This window comes from Clostridium manihotivorum, from assembly GCF_004015185.1.
GTDB lineage: Bacteria > Bacillota > Clostridia > Clostridiales > Clostridiaceae > Clostridium_AR > Clostridium_AR manihotivorum.
Genome location: NZ_CP025746.1, coordinates 734,500 through 753,502 on the forward strand (window position 1 = coordinate 734,500; position 19,003 = coordinate 753,502).

At 36.0% G+C, this 19,003-nt stretch carries 9 protein-coding genes, 5 tRNA genes, 3 rRNA genes, 1 pseudogene and 1 other annotated feature; of the genes and pseudogenes, 13 read left to right on the forward strand and 5 right to left on the reverse strand.

The genetic code is table 11. The features are described from left to right. Positions 1-276: 276 nt before the first annotated feature. The 5 genes from greA to C1I91_RS03215 all read left to right on the forward strand — a co-directional run bounded on the left by greA (position 277) and on the right by C1I91_RS03215 (position 6,358). Positions 277-759: a transcription elongation factor GreA gene (gene greA, locus C1I91_RS03195; protein ID WP_128211203.1), complete on the forward strand. Its 483-nt coding sequence runs from the start codon at positions 277-279 to the stop codon at positions 757-759. 14 nt (positions 760-773) lie between these two features. Then, a complete protein-coding gene (gene lysS / locus C1I91_RS03200; protein ID WP_128211204.1) occupies positions 774-2,276 on the forward strand; it encodes a lysine--tRNA ligase in 1,503 nt (500 codons plus the stop codon). Between the two features lie 419 nt (positions 2,277-2,695). Next, a tRNA-Asn gene (locus tag C1I91_RS03205) sits at positions 2,696-2,770 on the forward strand. A gap of 202 nt (positions 2,771-2,972) precedes the next feature. Further along, positions 2,973-3,134: a binding site (T-box leader), on the forward strand. A 234-nt stretch (positions 3,135-3,368) separates the two neighbouring features. Continuing rightward, positions 3,369-4,760, forward strand: coding sequence for a glycine--tRNA ligase (locus tag C1I91_RS03210; RefSeq protein WP_128211205.1), 1,392 nt, complete (start codon positions 3,369-3,371; stop codon positions 4,758-4,760). 323 nt (positions 4,761-5,083) lie between these two features. Next, on the forward strand, positions 5,084-6,358 hold the full coding sequence (locus tag C1I91_RS03215; protein WP_128211206.1) for an FAD-dependent oxidoreductase: 1,275 nt from the start codon (positions 5,084-5,086) through the stop codon (positions 6,356-6,358). A 159-nt stretch (positions 6,359-6,517) separates the two neighbouring features. Here C1I91_RS03215 and C1I91_RS03220 read toward each other — a convergent pair whose 3' ends face one another. Continuing rightward, positions 6,518-6,991, reverse strand: a complete 474-nt coding sequence (locus C1I91_RS03220) for a methylated-DNA--[protein]-cysteine S-methyltransferase (protein ID WP_128211207.1) — start codon at positions 6,989-6,991, stop codon at positions 6,518-6,520. Positions 6,992-7,174: 183 nt separating this feature from the next. Here C1I91_RS03220 and murD point away from each other — a divergent pair, with 183 nt between their 5' ends. Further along, a complete protein-coding gene (gene murD / locus C1I91_RS03225; protein ID WP_128211208.1) occupies positions 7,175-8,551 on the forward strand; it encodes a UDP-N-acetylmuramoyl-L-alanine--D-glutamate ligase in 1,377 nt (458 codons plus the stop codon). 193 nt (positions 8,552-8,744) lie between these two features. On the opposite strand, the gene C1I91_RS03230 is transcribed toward murD, so the two are convergent. Continuing rightward, on the reverse strand, positions 8,745-9,773 hold the full coding sequence (locus tag C1I91_RS03230; protein ID WP_128211209.1) for a DUF5050 domain-containing protein: 1,029 nt from the start codon (positions 9,771-9,773) through the stop codon (positions 8,745-8,747). A gap of 835 nt (positions 9,774-10,608) precedes the next feature. Here C1I91_RS03230 and C1I91_RS03235 point away from each other — a divergent pair. The 7 genes from C1I91_RS03235 (at position 10,609) to C1I91_RS03265 (ending at position 15,800) form a co-directional block, all read left to right on the forward strand. After that, positions 10,609-12,131 (forward strand): 16S ribosomal RNA (locus C1I91_RS03235). 123 nt (positions 12,132-12,254) lie between these two features. Further along, positions 12,255-12,330, forward strand: a tRNA-Ala gene (locus tag C1I91_RS03240). A gap of 5 nt (positions 12,331-12,335) precedes the next feature. Further along, positions 12,336-12,412: transfer RNA gene (locus C1I91_RS03245), tRNA-Ile, on the forward strand. A gap of 132 nt (positions 12,413-12,544) precedes the next feature. Continuing rightward, positions 12,545-15,453 (forward strand): 23S ribosomal RNA (locus tag C1I91_RS03250). A 55-nt stretch (positions 15,454-15,508) separates the two neighbouring features. After that, positions 15,509-15,626 (forward strand): 5S ribosomal RNA (gene rrf, locus C1I91_RS03255). Together the 16S, 23S and 5S rRNA genes with 4 tRNA genes alongside form the textbook arrangement of a ribosomal RNA operon. Positions 15,627-15,632: 6 nt before the next feature. Next, a tRNA-Phe gene (locus tag C1I91_RS03260) sits at positions 15,633-15,708 on the forward strand. 17 nt (positions 15,709-15,725) lie between these two features. Further along, positions 15,726-15,800 (forward strand) — tRNA-Cys (locus C1I91_RS03265). A 186-nt stretch (positions 15,801-15,986) separates the two neighbouring features. On the opposite strand, the pseudogene C1I91_RS29920 reads toward C1I91_RS03265, so the two are convergent. The 3 genes and pseudogenes from C1I91_RS29920 to C1I91_RS03275 all read right to left on the reverse strand — a co-directional run bounded on the left by C1I91_RS29920 (position 15,987) and on the right by C1I91_RS03275 (position 18,843). Beyond that, positions 15,987-16,925 (reverse strand): annotated as a pseudogene (locus tag C1I91_RS29920) (transposase). Continuing rightward, the gene (locus tag C1I91_RS29925; protein ID WP_338032596.1) at positions 16,874-17,614 is read right to left on the reverse strand and encodes a transposase; all 741 of its coding nucleotides are present in this window, start codon (positions 17,612-17,614) and stop codon (positions 16,874-16,876) included. Before C1I91_RS29925 ends, C1I91_RS29920 begins: the two are co-directional and overlap by 52 nt. A 302-nt stretch (positions 17,615-17,916) precedes the next feature. Continuing rightward, on the reverse strand, positions 17,917-18,843 hold the full coding sequence (locus C1I91_RS03275; RefSeq protein ID WP_420808463.1) for a S66 peptidase family protein: 927 nt from the start codon (positions 18,841-18,843) through the stop codon (positions 17,917-17,919). Between the last annotated feature and the right edge of the window lie 160 nt (positions 18,844-19,003).

Below are 19,003 nucleotides of genomic sequence, written 5' to 3' on the forward strand. Positions count from 1 at the left end.
TGAACCCTATTTTAAAATATGGTTGAGGAATGTAGCAAGTCTTAAATACTAAATTACAACTTAATGGATTTAATGTTGTGAATAAAAGAATACGTTTCCAGAAATTAGATGTTATGGGAATTATTTATTTATTGCCGTATTGACATTATCTATTATAGGTTTTATAATATGAAAAATAATTGACAGTTAAAGGAAGGCTATATATAACAAATTTATATGAAGTTTTGTTAAAATATGATATATTATAATAGTATGACTGTTGAAGGGGAGAAAAAAATGAGCGAAGCTAAAAAGTACATGATGACTTATGAAGGTGTCAAAAAATTAGAAGACGAACTAGAGTTTTTAAAAACTGTTAAAAGAAAAGAAATAACTGAAAAAATAAAAGTTGCTTTAGGATATGGAGATTTAAGTGAAAATTCAGAGTATGATGAAGCTAAAAATGAACAAGCTTTTACAGAAGGAAGAATTATTCAGCTTGAAAACATGCTTAAAAATGCAGTAGTTGTAGATGAGTCAGAAATATCAACAGATACAGTTACAATAGGATCTATTGTTAAGGTAAAAGATTATGACTTCGATGAAGAAGTTGAATATATAATTGTTGGCTCTGCTGAAGCGGATCCAATGGAAAATAAAATTTCAAACGAATCTCCAGTAGGAAGCGCTTTAATGGGCAAAAAAGTTGGCGATGTAGTAGATGCTGTTGTTCCATCAGGTGTTAGTAAGTTTGAAGTTCTAGGAATAAGAAGAGATTAACGGAGGGATTTTTAATGTCAAATGAGGAAATGAGTATAAACCAGTTAGAGGCTCAATTTAATGAGCAAGAAAGATTAAGGAGGCAGAAACTCTTAGATCTACAACAAGCAGGTAAAGACCCATTTGATGTTTATAAAGTTGAGAGAAGCCATTCATCTGTGCAGGTGAAGGATAATTTTGAAACATTAGAAGGTAAGATTGTTAAAGTTGCAGGAAGACTTATGTCTAAAAGAGGCCAAGGAAAAGTTATATTCTCAGATATTCATGATAGAGACGGAAAGCTTCAATTGTTCATAAAAATAGATGAAGTTGGAGAAGAAGCTCTAAAAGAATATAAAACATATGATCTTGGAGATTGGGTTAGCGCAGAAGGTGAAGTGTTTAAGACTAAAGCTGGAGAAGTTTCAGTTAAGGTTTCATCATTTAAGCTTATATGTAAGTCATTAAAACCACTTCCAGAAAAGTGGCATGGTTTAAAAGATCCAGATTTGAGATATAGACAAAGAGAAGTAGATGTAATAACTAATCCTGAGGTAAAGGATACTTTTATAAAGAGAACAAGAATAATAAAAGAAATTAGAAACTTTTTAGATAACAGAGGGTTCCTTGAAATAGAAACTCCTATACTTTCACCAATAGCAGGTGGAGCAGCAGCAAGACCTTTTATAACACATCATAATGCATTAGATATAGATATGTATCTAAGAATTGCTACTGAACTTTACTTAAAGAGATGCATAGTAGCTGGTTTCGAAAAAGTTTATGATATGGGTAAGAATTTTAGAAATGAAGGAATAGATGTAAGACATAATCCTGAATTTACTATGATTGAACTTTATGAAGCATATTCAGATTACAACGATATGATGGAAATAACTGAAAACTTAATTTCAACAGTGTGTGAAAAGGTTCATGGAACCACTAAGATATCATACCAAGGAACTGAGATTGAGTTTAAAGCGCCATGGAGAAGAATAACTATGGTTGACGCAGTTAAAGAGTATGCGGGTATAGATTTTAATACTATTAATAGTGATGAAGAAGCTCAAGCCATCGCAAAAGAAAAGCATCTTGAGTTCAAGAAGGATATAAAGAATGTAACTAAAGGTGAAGTTCTTAACATGTTGTTTGAAGAATTTGCTGAAGAGCATATGATTCAACCAACATTTATTACAGACTATCCAGTAGAAATATCACCTCTAACTAAGAAGAAAAGAGGAAATGAGGCCTTTACTGAAAGATTTGAAGGTTTCGTTTATGGAAGGGAAATTTGTAATGCTTACTCAGAATTAAATGATCCTATAGTTCAAAGAGAAAGATTTGAGCAACAAGCTAAGGAAAGAGAACTTGGGGATGATGAAGCATACGTTATAGATGAAGAGTTTATGAGTGCCCTTGAAACTGGAATGCCACCTACAGGGGGACTTGGTATAGGAATAGATAGAATAGTTATGTTCTTAACTGACTCTGCATCAATAAGAGATGTTCTTTTATTCCCAACAATGAAGCCACTATAAGGATTTGTAAGGGCTGTTGCAGGGCGAGTAAAAGTACTTTCTAAAATAGAAGTCATGTATAAAAAGGCGTATCAATATCCTTTTTTGCATGGCTTCTATTCATATGAATAGAGGTTTTATAACAGCGCACTGTTTTAGATTTAAATAGTTAGGTGATTTATGTTTAAGGAAGTAGAGTTTTTAGCATATATAATAATATGACTATAGACTAGATTTATCCATTCAATAAGATTATATATTAAAGGCAAAGTAATGCAGATGTTCTATGATAATATCTAGTACATAAATTGATATACCTTAATTGTCATAGAAATATACGTAAATTAAGGATTAATAGTTAAATTGATAATTAATAAAAAAATATAAAAAAACACTTGCAAAGTTTTCTGAACATGATATAATTATCTTTGTAATGACGTTCCGCGATAGCTCAATGGTGGAGCACTCGGCTGTTAACCGATAGGTTGGAGGTTCGAGCCCTCTTCGCGGAGCCATTTTTATTTTGTAAAATAAGCTTCATGCTCAGCATGAAGCTTTAATTATTTTTATTTAACTATTGCTAAGATATATTTTATTGTTAGAATGAACTGAAAAGTTATTTGTTAAAATCAAATTGCTAAGAAATCATTGTATAGGTATATTAGTGTTTTTCTTGACAATAAGAAATTTTTTGGTAAAATACTAATTATAAATGAATATAGTATGATGATAAAGAAGAGTAGGATTTATGACTTTCTAGAGAGATGGTGTATGGTGCAAACCATTAAGTTGTAATTTTGAAGGGAGCTTTTGAGTGCTAATTTTTAGAGTAGGGCATTTGCCAAGAAGGGTGGAACCGCGGATTAATTCGTCCCTTTGGTGATAGGCTCTTTTTTTATTTGTCAAAATTATTTTGGTACATAATAATATTTAACGTATTACTGTTTTTGCAGCGTGTATTACTTATATAGGGAATCTTTACGAAAACTTAATTTATGTATGTTCGATGATTCCGGCTTCTAGGGATTATGGGGCATGAATAAATTAATTATTTTGAAGCATTTCTGTAAAACTAACCATAATTAAAACTTGATTATAAATGGAGGTAGTAAAATGGCAACTGAAAAAACAATGGATAAACTAGTAGCTTTATGTAAGAATAGAGGATTTATATTTCCTGGGTCAGATATATATGGAGGATTGGCTAATTCATGGGATTACGGCCCTTTAGGTGTAGAGTTTAAGAATAATGTAAAAAAGGCTTGGTGGAAAAAGTTTGTACAGGAAAGTCCTTATAATGTTGGTGTAGATTGTGCAATACTTATGAATAGAGAAGTATGGGTGGCTTCAGGTCACGTTGGAGGATTCTCAGATCCACTTATGGATTGTAAAGAATGTAAATCAAGATATAGAGCTGATAAGTTAGTAGAAGATCATATGACTGCTCAAGGAGCTGAAGTCGCATCTGCTGATGGATGGAGTAATGAACAATTAAAAGATTATATAGAACAACATCAGATAGAATGTCCTAAGTGTGGAAAGAAAAACTTTACTGAGATAAGAAAGTTTAATTTAATGTTTAAAACTTTCCAAGGTGTAACTGAGGACGCAAAATCAGAAATATACCTTAGACCAGAAACAGCACAAGGAATATTTGTAAACTTTAAATCAGTACAAAGAAGCTCAAGAAAAAAGGTTCCATTTGGTATAGCTCAAATAGGAAAGTCTTTTAGAAATGAAATAACTCCAGGTAACTTTACTTTTAGAACAAGGGAATTTGAACAAATGGAACTTGAGTTCTTCTGTAAGCCAGGAACTGACATAGAATGGTTCAACTATTGGAGAGAATATTGCTGGAATTTCCTAATGAACTTGGGTATGAACAAGGATAGTCTAAGAATGAGAGATCATGAACAAGAAGAATTATCATTCTATTCTAATGCTACATCAGATATAGAATACTTATTCCCATTTGGTTGGGGAGAACTTTGGGGTATAGCAGATAGAACTGATTATGACTTAACAAAGCATCAAGAACATTCAGGTACAGATATGAGTTACTTAGATCCTACAACCAATGAAAAGTATATTCCATACTGTATAGAGCCTTCTTTAGGTGCAGATAGAGTTACCCTTGCATTTTTAGCAGATGCATACGAAGAGCAAGAACTAGAAGATGGAGATATGAGAACGGTTCTACATTTACATCCTGCTCTGGCTCCGTATAAAGCTGCAGTATTGCCTCTATCAAAGAAGCTTTCAGAAAAGGCTGATGAGGTATATGCACAATTAAGAAAGAATTTTAATATTGAATATGACGAGACAGGAAGTATTGGTAAGAGATATAGAAGACAAGATGAAATAGGAACTCCATTCTGTATAACTGTAGATTTTGATACTTTAGAAGATAATGCTGTTACAGTTAGAGATAGAGATACTATGGAACAAGTTAGAATAAAAGTAGAAGAATTAGAAAACTATATTTCTTCAAGATTAGAGTTTTAATTTTATATATTAATTATCTCTGATTTAAGGTAATTACCTTAATAATTATAGAACACCGTATTTAGAGCTATTCAGTGAAAAACTGGATAGCTCTATTTTACTGTCTAGAAAAGTATGAAACTTTTTGTCAGCAAAACCTACTAATATCAAGGGTTAATAACAGCTATTTAGGCTGAAGAATAAAAAAGAAATCTTCTTCGCCTGCCAGGTTTTCCTCATATTAATTCTGAAAGGCAAAGTGGTAAAAAATCTGTTTTTATGTTGTAACAATATCAGTAACAGATAAATATGCTAAATATATACTAATTAAAATGAGGTAGAGTATGAAACTTATAGTAATAGGTGGCGGATGGGCCGGCTGCGCCGCTGCAATAGCTGCTAGAAAGGCTGGTGCTGAAGTTGAAATTTTTGAGAGAACAGATATGCTCTTAGGCGTAGGAAATGTCGGGGGTATAATGAGAAATAATGGTAGATATACCGCTGCAGAAGAATTAATAGCCCTTGGTGCTGGTGAGTTAATAGATATTATGGATAGGAATGCAATCCACAAAAATGTCGACTTTCCACAACATAAGCATGCTTGGTTATGTGATGTAAGTAAAGTTGAGCCAGAGGTCAGAAAGTATATTCTTAGTCTTGGGATAAAAGTTAATTTTACCTCTAGAGCTATAAATGTAGTTAAGGAAGATAAAAAGATAAAAGCAATAAAGTTTTATGGTAAAGATACCGTAGAAGGTGATGTTTTTGTAGAGTCTACAGGATCCACTGGATCTATGGATAATTGCAATAAGTATGGTAATGGATGTGTTATGTGTGTACTAAGATGCCCAACCTTTGGAATGAGAGTTAGCTTAAGTTCAAAGGCTGGAATTTCAGATATACCTGGAGAAAGAGGTGATGGAACTATTGGAGCTTTTAGTGGGTCCTGTGAGATTCCTAGAGAAAGTGTTTCTCCGGAGATACTCAAAGAACTTGAAGAAAAGGGTTCTGCAGTACTAAAGGTTCCGGAAGAAGATATTAATATGGATAAACTTAATTCAAAGGTATGCCAACAGTATGCACTAAAAGAATTTGCTGAGAATATAGTTCTATTAGATACAGGTCATATAAAGGTTATGACTTCGTATTACCCTCTTGAGAAATTAAGAAAGATTAAAGGATTGGAAAATGCAAGATATATAGATCCATACTCTGGAGGTATTGGTAACTCTATAAGATATCTTTCTTCAACACCTAGAGGCAATGATATGAAGGTTAATGGGCTGGATAATATGTTTGTGGCAGGAGAAAAAGCTGGTTTCTTCATAGGTCATACTGAAGCTATGGGGACAGGGACGCTAGCTGGTCATAATGCTGTAAGAAGTCATCTTGGATTAGAGACTATTATTTTACCGAGAGAAACTGCTATTGGAGATATAATTGCTTATGCCAATGAAAGATTAAATACTGAGGATGGAAGAAAAGTTAGGCATACTTTTTCCGGTGCTGAGTATTTTGAGCGGATGAAGAAGTTGGGGTTATATTCTATTAATAATGCTGAGGTAAAGAAAAAAATTGAGGATCTTGGACTAACAGATATATTTAATAAAAAGTTATAATTTGAAGAGCTATTCCTCTGAAAAGACATATTACTTCAATCATTTAACTCAAAATAAAGCCTTCGATAGATCTTCGAAGCTTTATTTTGATAGATTTCAATATGAAGTAGTATGTCTTAAAAAATAAAGCTAATTTACATACCGAATTTTTCACATATACTATCTCTTAAACTGTATATTCTCGTGGTTTAAAAGCCATTCCTTTCTCCATAGACCACCACCGTAACCTACTAGTTTGCCTGAACTGCCTATTATCCTATGACATGGGATTATTAGTAGAATTGGATTTTTATTATTAGCTCCACCTACAGCTCTTACAGCTTTGGGGTTATTTATGGAGATAGCAATGTCCTTGTAGGTTTTTATGCATCCAAAATCAACTGTAATCAGTGCTTCCCATACCTTTTTTTGAAATTCTGTGCCTTCAGGATCTAAAGGTAGTTCAAATGTAGTTCTCTGTTTGTTAAAGTATTCGTCTAATTGGACTAAGCAGGAGTTTATAATAGGGCTATCGTCATTCAAATCCTTAGAAGCAGAATCTACAAAATTTAAACCTATAATATGAGTTTCATTAGCTATAATCTCTAATGTTCCGATAGGAGAGTTATAATATGATTTATATTTAGTATCCATAAGTCCTCCATAAATAGTATATAATTATTAATTATATACTATTGTGTAAGTAGAATAAATAATATGCCAGTGTTATAATTAGAAAGAAATGGGACAGTATTTAATATAGTACATAAAATGATATAGGTAAAATCTTTTGAATAATTTATAAGATTTATATAAGCATGAAGGAGATAGTTGTTGATGAGAAAAGATTTTAGTGAATTTAAGAGCTTTATTAGAGGAAAAAATACTGCTGTTATTGGAATCGGAGTAAGTAATATTCCATTAATAGATTTTTTATTAGATTTAGGGGCTAATGTCAAAGCTTTTGATAAGAAAAACAGAGAACAATTGAATAAAATTGCAGATTATTTTGAGAAAAAAGGTGTAGAGTTATATCTCGGTGACAAATACCTTGACCAATTAGAAGGCTTTGAGGTTATATTTAAAAGTCCATCTATGAGAATAGACCACGAGGCTCTAGTTAAGGCTAAGAGTGAAGGTGCTTATATAACTTCAGAGATCGAAGAGTTTGTTAGATATTGTAAGGGTAAGATATATGCTGTAACTGGCAGTGATGGAAAGACTACAACTACTACAGTTATATCTAAGTTACTTTCAGAAGAGGGCTTTAAGACTTGGATAGGAGGAAATATAGGAATTCCTCTATTCTCAAAGATAGAAGAGATAAGTGAAGAAGATAAAGTGGTTCTAGAGCTTTCTAGCTTTCAACTTATGACTATGAATAGTCAAGTAGATGTTGCTGTCGTTACCAATATTACTCCAAATCACTTAGATATGCATAAGGATATGGATGAATATATAGAATCTAAAAAGAACATATTTAAGTATCAAGATAATAGTGATTTGCTTGTTATTAATACTGAGAATGATATAACTGCTGGTTTTAGGAATGAGGCTATTGGAAAGGTGAGAGAGTTTAGTTCTAAAAGAAAGTTAGAAGATGGAGCTTACTTTGAAGATGGAAGTTTATATATACTTGGTAAAGAAGTGTGTAAGAAGAATGATATAGTTATAAAAGGAATGCATAATGTTGAAAATTATTTAGCGGCTTTTGCAGCCACTTATGAAGAAGTTTCTATACAATCAATGAAAGCTGTAGCAACTACATTTGGTGGGGTTGAACATAGAAGTGAGTTTGTTAGAGAATTGGATGGAGTTAAATATTACAATGACTCCATAGGGTCTTCTCCTACAAGAACAATAGCTACAATAAAGGCTTTTGATAAGCCTGTAATATTAATTGCTGGTGGTTATGATAAGAAGATTCCTTTTGAACCATTAGCGTATGAAGGAAATAAATATATAAAAGAACTTATACTTTTAGGTGCTACTAAAGAAAAGATAAAACATGTATTCGATAAACTGAGTACTGAAAAGGGAATTAGCATCCCAATGCATATGGTAGATAGTTTGGATGAAGCAGTATTTAAAGCAAGAGACTTGGCTAAAACTGAAGATATAGTAATTCTGTCACCAGCTTGCGCTAGTTTTGATATGTTTGCTAATTTTGAAATCAGAGGAAATAAGTTTAAAGATATAGTTAGTGGATTGTAATTTATAAATAGATGAACCTTATATCTGAAAACTATTTTAAGAAATCTTAGGAATGCTTTGGTATAAATTTAAATATAGCGGCAAATTTATAATATCCCCAATCATCCATTTATTCAATGATTGGGGATATTTATTTTCTTTACGAAAGCTATAATAAAGAAAAGTATGTCTTAAATAATATTCTGTTGGTATTTTATTTTATATTATATGCCTTTATATCATTATGAGAAGTGATTGATTCATAATATATCGTATTTTCTAGTATATGATATTGATTAATTCCCTCAGTCACTAATGATTTAGTTGCTGCCACTTGGTTTCCTGTAGAAGGTGAAATTAATTCGTATAGATAGCTGGAATCAGATTTGTTTATAAAAAATATTCTGTTCGCAACTATTTGCAGATTTTCAGCTTGTGCAGTTACTATCTTTTTTTCTTCTAAAGTTTGTAGATCTAGAGACCATATGCTGTCGCCTTCGCCTGAATTCACATAATACAAATTATTATTAGTTACACCAAAGCTTTCAGATGAATTATTAGTTAGTTTCAATTTAGTTTTATCGGCAAGGGAATAAGCATATATTCTATATTTATCGTTTTTATTTTGATATATTATCCAATCATTAAATAAAAGGAATTTTGATGCTGAATCTTGAGTTACAGCGGTCTTTATTTTATCTGCTAAACTTATCTTATAAATTTTGTTATTATCACTAGCATTTATAAAGTATAGTCCGTCAGAACCCAATACTAGATTAGAACTTCTACTATTATCAAATTTCTTTATTTCACCTGTGCTATCAGTTAAGGTATATATGCTATTATTATCGGACATATTAGAAAAATAAATTCTCTCATTATCTTGAATTAATTCTGTACAATAATAATCATACTTTTTATCTGCCTTAGTCAGATCATTTAAAGAGGTTAAGTCGTTTGATATGTATTTATACAACCTATTGTTATCTTTCCACTGGGACACATATGTATTATTACCAAGTCTAATTATAGGCAGGGATTTACTGAATCCACCAGATACGGTTATGCCAGTTTTTTTAGTGCTATTTTGAGTGTTTATATCATTTTCTACCGTAGGAGATGTTATTTTTATTTCTGTAGAACTACTTTTCTTTGTATTTGAATTAGTTGAACTACTAGTAGAAGAGCATGAAAACAGTGTTAAGGACATTATCACTGCTGAATAAATTAAAAGTTTTTTCATAGTGTTCCTCCTTTTTTATTTTTATAGATTTATGTAAGTATATATAAATTATTAAGGATTAATAAATCTGTATAGCTATAAAATAGAACATAATAAATTACTTAATTTTTCTTGTGATATGTATTTTTATTAAGCCAACAGATATATTATCGTTGTTATTGTTAATATATTAATGAAAAATTATATTTTACTATTAAATATATAACTTTTTCAAGAATGCTAGTATTCAGCAATATTAAGATTTTTAGTAATAACATTAACATATAAGTTATAATTGTTTTTTTAGCATTATTAAGTTTATTAAGTTTATTAAGTTTATTATGTTTATATAATTATATATCTATTTGCTTTAATAGACATTATAGTTTTATTCAATAAATCTAAGATAACAATTATTATAATCAGTATTAAAAGATTTATTGTTATTTTGTGGAGTTATAAGGTGCAATATATTTTGGATATAACATAAAGGGTATGCTGTACTCTTTAAACTATACCAGGTGTATCAATAATAGGAAAATGGCAAATAATACAGTAAAATAAAAATATAGAGAGATAATTTCTATATTCATGCAAGGGACTTCTTAGAAACTATAAATAAACATGTTACTATAATAAACGTCGCTGAGAGGTGATGAGATGAAAATTTAAAACTTACATTAAAAAATAAGTTGACAATTTGAATCTAAAATGTTAATATAATTAAGCGGTCGGAAACGATTGCAATGGTCTTTGAAAATTAAACAGAGTAAAATAAACAAAGTCTAAAACTAGACTTAAACCAGCAATTCTTTTGAAAAAAGACTTACTAAGTAAGTAAGCTATGATTAAACTTTAAATTGAGAGTTTGATCCTGGCTCAGGACGAACGCTGGCGGCGTGCCTAACACATGCAAGTCGAGCGGAGAAAGTTCTTCGGAACTTTCTTAGCGGCGGACGGGTGAGTAACACGTGGGTAACCTGCCTTATAGAGGGGGATAGCCTTCCGAAAGGAAGATTAATACCGCATAACATTTTCGTTTCGCATGAAATGAAAATCAAAGGAGCAATCCGCTATAAGATGGACCCGCGGCGCATTAGCTAGTTGGTGAGGTAATGGCTCACCAAGGCGACGATGCGTAGCCGACCTGAGAGGGTGATCGGCCACATTGGAACTGAGATACGGTCCAGACTCCTACGGGAGGCGCGACAGTGGGGAATATTGCACAATGGGGGAAACCCTGATGCAGCAACGCCGCGTGAGTGATGAAGGCCTTCGGGTTGTAAAGCTCTGTCTTTGGGGACGATAATGACGGTACCCAAGGAGGAAGCCACGGCTAACTACGTGCCAGCAGCCGCGGTAATACGTAGGTGGCAAGCGTTGTCCGGATTTACTGGGCGTAAAGGAGCGTAGGTGGATGTTTAAGTGGGATGTGAAATACCTGGGCTTAACTTGGGTGCTTTGCATTCCAAACTGGATATCTAGAGTGCAGGAGAGGAAAGTGGAATTCCTAGTGTAGCGGTGAAATGCGTAGAGATTAGGAAGAACACCAGTGGCGAAGGCGACTTTCTGGACTGTAACTGACACTGAGGCTCGAAAGCGTGGGGAGCAAACAGGATTAGATACCCTGGTAGTCCACGCCGTAAACGATGGATACTAGGTGTGGGGGTTTCAACACCTCCGTGCCGCCGTTAACACAATAAGTATCCCGCCTGGGGAGTACGGTCGCAAGATTAAAACTCAAAGGAATTGACGGGGGCCCGCACAAGCGTGGAGCATGTGGTTTAATTCGAAGCAACGCGAAGAACCTTACCTAGACTTGACATCTCCTGAATTACCCTTAACCGGGGAAGTCGGTACCTTTGGTATCGACAGGAAGACAGAGTGGTGCATGGTTGTCGTCAGCTCGTGTCGTGAGATGTTGGGTTAAGTCCCGCAACGAGCGCAACCCTTATTGTTAGTTGCTACCATTTAGTTGAGCACTCTAGCGAGACTGCCCGGGTTAACCGGGAGGAAGGTGGGGATGACGTCAAATCATCATGCCCCTTATGTCTAGGGCTACACACGTGCTACAATGGCAAGTACAAAGAGACGCAAGACCGTGAGGTGGAGCAAATCTCAAAAACTTGTCCCAGTTCGGATTGTAGGCTGAAACTCGCCTACATGAAGCCGGAGTTGCTAGTAATCGCGAATCAGCATGTCGCGGTGAATACGTTCCCGGGCCTTGTACACACCGCCCGTCACACCATGAGAGTTGGCAATACCCGAAGTCTGTGAGCTAACCCGTAAGGGAGGCAGCAGCCGAAGGTAGGGTCAGCGATTGGGGTGAAGTCGTAACAAGGTAGCCGTAGGAGAACCTGCGGCTGGATCACCTCCTTTCTATGGAGAAATTATTAAGTACTGATGTATTTCAGACTTAATATACACGAATTCTGGTTGTTGTTTACTCTGTTTAATTTTGAGATACCATTAATTTGGCATCTTAACTTAATATACATATATGGGGGTATAGCTCAGTTGGGAGAGCACCTGCCTTGCACGCAGGGGGTCAAGAGTTCGAATCTCTTTATCTCCACCATATGTGGGCTTATAGCTCAGCTGGTTAGAGCGCACGCCTGATAAGCGTGAGGTCGATGGTTCGAGTCCATTTAAGCCCACCATTGTTCTTTGAAAATTGCACATAAGTTAAAGTAAAGATATTTACTAATTCTTTGTAATAAATTGATTATCGAAAAATGCACGCTAGCATTTTAGATATTCAGCAAGTTTGCTAAAGCAGACTTGATTTGATAGGTCAAGCTACAAAGGGCGTATGGTGAATGCCTTGGCATCAAGAGCCGAAGAAGGACGTGACAAGCTGCGATAAGCTTTGGGTAGGCGCAAATAGCCTGTGATCCAAAGATCTCCGAATGAGGAAACTCACGTAGGTAACCCTACGTATCTTATAGTGAATACATAGCTATAGGAGGGTAAACCTAGGGAACTGAAACATCTAAGTACCTAGAGGAAGAGAAAGAAAAATCGATTCCGTCAGTAGCGGCGAGCGAAATCGGAAGAGCCCAAACCAAAGATTTATCTTTGGGGTTGCGGACAGAATATAAATGTGGTGGCTATTGTAATTGAAGAAATCTGGAAAGATACACCGTAGAAGGTAATAGTCCTGTAAATGAAACAAGAAGACCATAGTTCTGCTCCAGAGTACCACGAGACACGTGAAACCTTGTGGGAAGCAGGGAGGACCACCTCCCAAGGCTAAATACTACTTGATGACCGATAGTGAAGAAGTACCGTGAGGGAAAGGTGAAAAGAACCCCGGGAGGGGAGTGAAATAGAACCTGAAACCGTATGCCTACAACCGATCAGAGCACCATATGTGTGTGATGATGTGCTTTTTGTAGAACGAGCCAACGAGTTACGGTATGTAGCGAGGTTAAGTACTTAAGGTACGGAGCCGAAGGGAAACCGAGTCTGAATAGGGCGAATAGTTGCATGCCGTAGACCCGAAACCGGGTGACCTATCCATGGCCAGGTTGAAGCGAAGGTAAAACTTCGTGGAGGACCGAACCACGTTGGTGTTGAAAAACCATGGGATGAGCTGTGGATAGCGGAGAAATTCCAATCGAACTCGGAGATAGCTGGTTCTCCCCGAAATAGCTTTAGGGCTAGCGTCGGATATGACTAATGGAGGTAGAGCACTGAATGGGCTAGGGGCATATCGCTTACTGAACCTTATCAAACTCCGAATGCCATATAGTATTAGTCCGGCAGTCAGACTGCGAATGATAAGATCCGTAGTCAAAAGGGAAACAGCCCAGATCGTCAGCTAAGGTCCCAAAGTATAAGTTAAGTGGAAAGGATGTGGGATTTCTAAGACAACTAGGATGTTGGCTTAGAAGCGTACCACTCATTAAAAGAGTGCGTAATAGCTCACTAGTCGAGAGATCCTGCGCCGAAGATGTTCGGGGCTCAAACTTATCACCGAAGCTACGGCTAGTAGATTTAATCTACTGGGGTAGGGGAGCGTCGTAATCGGGCTGAAGTCGTACCGTAAGGAGCGGTGGACTGATTACGAGTGAGTATGTTGGCATTAGTAGCGAGAACTAGGTGAGAATCCTAGTGGCCGAAAACCTAAGGTTTCCTCAGGAAGGCTCGTCCGCTGAGGGTTAGTCGGGACCTAAGCCGAGGCCGAAAGGCGTAGGTGATGGACAATCGGTTGATATTCCGATACCACTGCAAATCGTTATTACCGATGGAGTGACGCAGGAAGATAGAGTGTGCTAGCTATTGGATGCTAGTCTAAGCACTTAGACATGCAAGTAGGCAAATCCGCTTGCTAAGTTAAGGTGTGATGGGGAAGGCCCTTGTGGCTGAAGTACTTGATTCTACGGCCGCCAAGAAAAGCTTCTAGGGAGAAATGTAGTGCCCGTACCGCAAACCGACACAGGTAGGTGAGGAGAGAATCCTAAGGCCGGCGGAAGAATTACAGTTAAGGAACTCGGCAAATTGACCCCGTAACTTCGGGAGAAGGGGTGCCTACGAGAGTAGGTCGCAGAGAATAGGCCCAAGCAACTGTTTAGCAAAAACACAGGTCTCTGCTAAAGCGAAAGCTGATGTATAGGGGCTGACGCCTGCCCGGTGCTGGAAGGTTAAGGGGAATCGTTAGCGGTAACGCGAAGCGGTGAACTTAAGCCCCAGTAAACGGCGGCCGTAACTATAACGGTCCTAAGGTAGCGAAATTCCTTGTCAGGTAAGTTCTGACCCGCACGAATGGCGTAATGACTTGGGCACTGTCTCAACTGTAAATCCGGCGAAGTTGTAGTGCAAGTGAAGATGCTTGCTACCCGCGATTGGACGGAAAGACCCCGTAGAGCTTTTACTGTAGCTTAGCATTGAGTTTCGGTATTGTCTGTACAGGATAGGTGGGAGACTGGGAAACATCCTCGTTAGGGGGTGTGGAGTCGACCTTGGGATACCACCCTGACAGTACTGGGATTCTAACCGGGCACCATGAAGCTGGTGACGGGACATTGTTAGGTGGGCAGTTTGACTGGGGCGGTCGCCTCCAAAAAAGTAACGGAGGCGCCCAAAGGTTCCCCTCAGAACGGTCGGAAATCGTTCGTAGAGTGCAAAGGCAGAAGGGAGCCTGACTGCGACACTTACAAGTGGAGCAGGGACGAAAGTCGGGCTTAGTGATCCGGTGGTACCTCGTGGGAGGGCCATCGCTCAACGGATAAAAGCTACCTCGGGGATAACAGGCTGATCTCCCCCAAGAGTCCACATCGACGGGGAGGTTTGGCACCTCGATGTCGGCTCGTCGCATCCTGGGGCTGAAGTAGGTCCCAAGGGTTGGGCTGTTCGCCCATTAAAGCGGCACGCGAGCTGGGTTCAGAACGTCGTGAGACAGTTCGGTCCCTATCCGTCGCGGGCGTAGGAAATTTGAGAGGAGCTGTCCTTAGTACGAGAGGACCGGGATGGACTGACCTCTGGTGCACCAGTTGTTCCGCCAGGAGCATAGCTGGGTAGCTACGTCGGGAAGGGATAAACGCTGAAGGCATCTAAGCGTGAAGCCCACCTCAAGATTAGATTTCCCATAGCGTAAGCTAGTAAGATCCCCTCGAAGAACACGAGGTTGATAGGTCGGAGGTGTAAGCATGGTAACATGTTCAGCTGACCGATACTAATAGATCGAGGGCTTGACCAAAACAAATATTACAAAGTAAACTTAAGTGCAATTTTGAAAGAATAATCTTTCAATATCTAGTGATGATGCGTCTAAGGGTTACACCCGTACCCATACCGAACACGAAGGTTAAGACTTAGACGGCTGATGGTACTGCATGGGCGACTGTGTGGGAGAGTAAGTGGTCGCTAGGTAAATGTGGCTAGATAGCTCAGTCGGTAGAGCAGAGGACTGAAAATCCTCGTGTCCCTGGTTCGATTCCTGGTCTGGCCACCATTTATTTTTTATAGTATGGCGCTATAGCCAAGCGGTAAGGCCAAGGTCTGCAAAACCTTTATCCCCCGGTTCAAATCCGGGTGGCGCCTCCAAAAATAGAAGGGGCTGTCGCATTAGCGGTTAAAAACCGCTGATGCTCAGCCCTAATTTTCTAAAAATTTGTAAGAATTACAACTATATTTTAGAATGTTTTTTCTGAAATTCTAAAAAATTGCGCACTTTAATAAGCCTTTTCTATTAAGGCTATTTTTAAACAATTAGTTTTTAAAAGTTTAAATTTATGCACTGTTTTTTAATGAAAATAGGTGTTTTCCAGTTCTCTCTGATTGGATTTTATTATGTAGTTTGTTTACATTATGTGCCATTGCTAAAAGAATACTTTCGGCCCAAACATTCTGTTTGCCCTTCGAGAGATATCTTCGGAAGCCCATATCTTGTTTTATCTCTGCAAAAGAACCTTCAGCTTGAATACTTCGGTTCATTCTAAGTTGGCGTACCTTCTTCACTTACAACTCTTTCTAAATCTTTTTTCTAAGCTTATTAAACAACTTTGAGGTTTCAAGATTTTTAGCTCTTTCTTCCAAAGGTGTCTTGCTGTTATTTCCTTTTATACATTTGCTTTTGTAAGAACAAGAACTGCAATCTTCGCAAGTATATACTGTTTTTTCGCTTATGTATCCGGTTTTACTCTTTCTTTTTATAGTCTTACTAAATATTAACTTTTTATTATTCTTGCAGATATAGTAATCTCCAATTTCATCATAGTCCATATTATCAATTCTACTAATATCCCTTTGGTATTTCCTTGTTTTAGATATCTCATAGTTTGCTGGTTTAATGAAAGAGAGTTGTCCATTTTCTTCAATAAATAAATAGTTCTCTTCGCTTTCATAGCCAGCGTCAGCAACTATTTTTAGATATTTAAAACTTAGAGATTCTTCCATGCTCTTAAGAAATGGAATAAGTGTAGGGGTATCCGTTGGCTGATCGCATACGGTGAGCCATACAATATATTCCGAATCAACACCGTGTTGGACATTGTATCCAGCTTTTAACTGACCATTTCCCATAGCGTCTTCTTTCATTCTCATAAATGTTGAATCATTATCTGTTTTTGAATAACTATTACGGTTACCGCAAATGTGCAACTTTTGCGTGTATTCTTTTAACTTGTCAAGATACTCTTCAAGAGTTTCAATAGATCGCTGTAATGGCATTTTTCTTTCCCTGATCCATGCACAAATTCAATATTTCTCTCATATTTCAGAGCGTAAAGCTTTTTTCGCAACTTTTTTATATGTTTCATCTTCACTTTGTCATTGTATATTATCTTAATTCCGTATAGTTCCTCACAGTTAGCTACTAAATCAGCCAATTTAACAAGAAGCTTTTCTAAATTCTTTGTAACTGCCTTTTTCCAAACAAAAGTATATTTATTAGCACAAGCCTCAATTTTAGTACCATCAATGAATATAGCATCTCCAGATATTTCTCCTGTAGCACGAAGACATTCTGTCATTTCAGCTAAGATTCTTTCTGCACATGGCGCAAAGTGTAAGCTTCTAAATCTAGCAAATGTTGAATGATCAGGTATTGGTGAATTTTCAAGAAGATACATGAAGTTAATATCACGTCGGCAATATTTTTCCATATCCCGTGAAGAATAGATATGGTTCATGTAAGAATAGAGTACAATCTTCAGCATCTGTCGTGGCGTAGCTTGATTTTCCCTAATTCGGGAATAAGTCGAATATAAATCTGTTAAATCCATCTCCTCTACAAATTGACTTAGCAAACGCACCGAATCATTAACTGAGACCATATAATCAATATTAAATGGAAGTTTTAATTGATAACTTCCTTTATTTAAAGTATAATCTTTATGTAAATTAATATGTTTGGTCATATATTAATTTTACAATAAATCCAGCACTCTTGTGAATGCTGGATTTATTTTTTATGCAAAAAACGGAGCTGTGCACTAATTAATTAGTGCGACAGCCCCTTTTATTTTTATTCAACAGTTTTATTTATAGGGTATAGGCAAAAATTCATACAATCTGTGGATAAGTATAGAAAAAAACGATGTTTTTTTATAAAATTCAGAATAATGAAAAGTTAGTCACAGAAATATGAAAATAATACACAGTTTTTGTGGATAACTACTGTTGATTAATTATATTTCTGTTGATAATTTTATTTGTGAATTTATTTGACAAAGGGTTTGCTTGGATATATTAGATTTTCATTTAGATCTATTTTAACAGATCCACCTACTGGAAGAGTGATGTTAGGATATTCATGACCAAAAGGTAAATTCATAATTGTAGGTTTTCCAAGAGAGACTATTTTCTCATAAAGCAGTTCTTCTAACTTAAAATTATGTTCTTTCATATCATTATCATTTGGAGTGAATTGGCCAATTATGAATCCTTTGCAGTTATTTAATTTATTGGAAAGGCTTAATTGAGTAAGCATTCTATCGATAGCGTATATTTTTTCATTCACATCTTCTATAAAAAGTATCTTATCTTTTGTATCAATTTCAAAGGTAGTGCCTATACTGCTGCAGATTATACTCAGATTTCCACCTACTAACTTTCCACTTATACTTCTAGAATTGTAGATTTGTATATTATCAAATGAGTTTAAGTCGATCTGATAATTGGCGGATTTATTCATGGTAGCATTAAAGAAATATTCTCTTGTGATCTTATCAGAAAGGTTGGATTTTATCATAGGGCCATGAAAGGTTATAAGATCCAACTTCTTATATAGGTAATTAAGAATCAAGGTTATGTCACTAAAACCACAAATAACTTTGGGATGTTTTTTTATAGTATCTAGGTCTATATAAGGTAGCATCCTAGCACTTCCATAGCCTCCTCTAAAGCATATTATTGCATCCACTTCATCATCAATAAACATATCCATAAGATCACTAGCTCTATCTTTATCTTCTCCTGCTAAGTATCCATACTTAGCAAAAACATGAGCACCAATTTTTACTTTGAAGCCTAAGTTTTTAAAATCTGATATCTTTTTATTAATTATTTCAGTATCGTCACAACCTGCAGGTGATACTATACCTATTGTATCTCCAAATTCAATTCCTTTAGCAAGAATGATAAACACCTCCAAAATAGAAGAGGACCACTTAGTCCTCTTTAGCAAATTTCTTAATTATTATATTATCATTTAGTATATATGTACCATTTGATAATAAAATTATATTTTCAATTAAGGTGGTTGAACTTTATATATGCAGTAATATATAATTAAATCTGCATTTAAA